This window comes from Trebonia sp., assembly GCF_030042015.1.
Classification (GTDB): Bacteria; Actinomycetota; Actinomycetes; order Streptosporangiales; family Streptosporangiaceae; genus Trebonia.
In genome coordinates this window covers 1-2665 of the sequence record NZ_JASIAL010000191.1, presented here as the reverse complement: position 1 = coordinate 2665, position 2665 = coordinate 1, and the positions used below count along the sequence as shown (strand labels likewise).

General features: G+C 73.2%; 2 pseudogenes. One reads left to right on the top strand and one right to left on the bottom strand.

The window, feature by feature from the left end:
* Positions 1-120 precede the first annotated feature (120 nt).
* Positions 121-1347 (top strand): annotated as a pseudogene (gene thiI, locus Q1N79_RS09775) (tRNA uracil 4-sulfurtransferase ThiI); the annotation flags it as partial.
* A gap of 23 nt (positions 1348-1370) precedes the next feature.
* On the opposite strand, the pseudogene Q1N79_RS09770 reads toward thiI, so the two are convergent.
* A pseudogene (locus Q1N79_RS09770) lies at positions 1371-2665 on the bottom strand (hypothetical protein); the annotation flags it as partial.

The window sequence follows — 2665 nt, the reverse complement described above, 5'->3', positions numbered from 1 at the left end:
GGGGGAGGAGGCACTGTTCGTTCGGGATAGTTCGGGATAACTGAATTTATTGTGACGTGCGGGGGAGAGCCCGGGGCGGTGGGAGGCGTCGCGGGCCGCCGAAGCTGGCAGACTTGAAGGATGTCCGTTACCGACCCCGTCGCGGCACCCGGGACGGCTGAGCAGGCCGTCGGCGAGCCGTGCGTGCTGCTGAAACTCGGCGAAATCGTGCTCAAGGGGCGCAACAGGCAGCAGTTCGAGCGGCTGCTGCAGGGCAACATCCGCGCGGCGGTGCGGGACACCGGGGTGCCGGTGGACCTCGTGCAGCGTGAGGGAGTGGTGATGCTCCGGGTGCCCCGCCAGGAGCGCACGCCGGCGGAGCACGCCCGGGCTGTCGATCAGGTCGCCGGGCGGGTCGCCGACGTGCCGGGGATCGTGCGGGTCTGCCGGGTGCTGCGGACGCCGAAGACCCCTGAGGCGGCGGCGGCCGCCGCCGTCTGGCTGACCGCGGGGACGACAGGCCCGTTCGCGGTGCGCGCCCGGCGCAGGGACAAGCGGTTCCCGCTCACCTCCTCCGAGCTCGCCGTGCTCATCGGCGCGCAGGTCCAGGCGGCGCACGGGCTGCCCGTCAACCTGAAGCACCCGGACACCGAGGTCTTCGTCGAGGTCGACCAGAGCGAGGTGTTCGTGTTCACCGGCGGGCTGCCGGGTCAGGGCGGGCTGCCGGTGGGGATGAGCGGCCGGGCGGTCGCGCTGATGTCCGGGGGGATCGACTCGCCCGTGGCCGCCTACCGGATGATGCGCCGCGGGCTGCGCTGCTACTTCCTGCACTTTTCCGGGATGCCGCTGACCGGCCCTGAATCGATCTACAAGGCCTACGCGCTGGTCCGCGGGCTCGACAGGTTCCAGGGCGGCTCGCGGCTGTTCGTGGTGCCGTTCGGGAAGGCGCAGCAGGCCCTCGCCACCTCGGGCGCCGACCGGCTGCAGGTGGTGGCGCAGCGGCGGCTGATGCTCAAGACCGCGGCGGTGCTGGCCCGCCGCGTCGGCGGCGGCGCGCTGGTCACCGGCGACTCCCTCGGGCAGGTCTCCAGCCAGACGCTGCCGAACATCACCGCGCTCGACGATGCCGTCAGCCTGCCGATCCTGCGGCCGCTGCTCGGCTGGGACAAGACGGAGATCATGGCCGAGGCGCGGCGCATCCGCACGCTGGCCATCTCCGAGCTGCCCGACCAGGACTGCTGCACGCTGCTCACCCCGCGCCGGGTGGAGACGCGGGCGCGGATCGACGACCTGCGGCGCATCGAGGGCCGCCTGGAGGCGGACGAACTCGCCGAGCAGCTCGCCGCGACCGCGCAGGAGTACCGGCCGGAGTTACCGGCGCCGCGCGCGGGCTATGGTGACGCGGACATCGACGGCGACGGGGACATGGCTGAGGACGGCACGGCCGACGAGGATGGCATGGCCGACGGGGACATCGACGGCGAGCCGCTGGCCGACGCCGTCGGCATGGGGGCTCCGGCCATCAGCGGGGACTTGTCGCTGCCCATGTCCATCGGCGTGCCGGGGAAGATGATGTTGTGGTGGACGGCGGCCCACCACGACCACACGCTCGTGTGCGATCCGGATCCGATCACGACGCCAAGCAGCTTGCCGTAGTCCGTGGTCCACACGATGTCTTCGGTGTGGCTGGCCGTCAGCATGCAGGCCACCCGGCCCATGGCCCGCTCGACGGACACCTTGCCCGCGATCATCTCGCTGACCGTGTAAATGCTCAGGTGCTGCTCCTGGTGGTTCCACGCGATCTCGCCGTAGGGGCTGGGCGCGGACAGGCCGCAGTTCTGGACGTTCTGCCGGTACTGGCCAGCGTTCAGCGAGCGGACCTCGGCTTCGTAGGCCGCGTAGAGGGCGGTGAGGGTGGGGTAAGTGGTGAACGTCGCGCTGGCGATCCCTGGCGACGGCGACGTGCAGATGACCATCGTCGTCCGCTGCTGCCTGCAGCGTGACGGCGGCAGCTTGCCCTTGGCGACCAGGCTGGCGTTCGCGGCCGTCAGCACCTGCTGCAGCGCGCTGACGTGGTGCGGCGCCGGCGATTGCGCCGCCATGGCGGACGACATCGGCCCGGTGGCCTTCGCCTTGCCTGTCGGGGTATGCGACAGGGCGGCATAGGCGCCCCCGCCGGCGCAGACCAGCAGCAGCAGCACCGCGATGACGAGCCAGTGCTCCCGGTGGCGGTCGCGGCCGCGCGCTAGGGAGCTTGGCAGCCCGTGGCGCCCCGTGCGCCCGCGGCCCCCGGGCCCCGCGCGGCCGTCGGCGCCCCCGGGGCCGTCGCGGCCGTCGCCCTGCGACTCGCCGCCGAAGCCGCCGAACCCGCCGGAGCCGCCGGAGTCGGCGGAATCGACGGTCCCGTTGGACGTCACTTCGGCGGCCTCCCGCCACGGGTCCGCGAGCGTGCTGTCCCATGCCGGGCCCGCGGGCTGTGCCAATGCCGGCCTGGTCTCGGGTGCGGGTATCGGGTCTCCCCAGTCGAATGCCTGGGCTGCCTCGTCGGCCGCCGGCGTGACCCGGTCGGCCGCCGGCGTGACCCGGTCGGCCGCCGGCGCGGCCCGGTCGGCCGCCGGGACTGCCCAGTCGAGCGGTGGGGCTCCCCAGTCCGGTGCCGGCGCTGCCCGGTAGCCCGGGGCCGCCC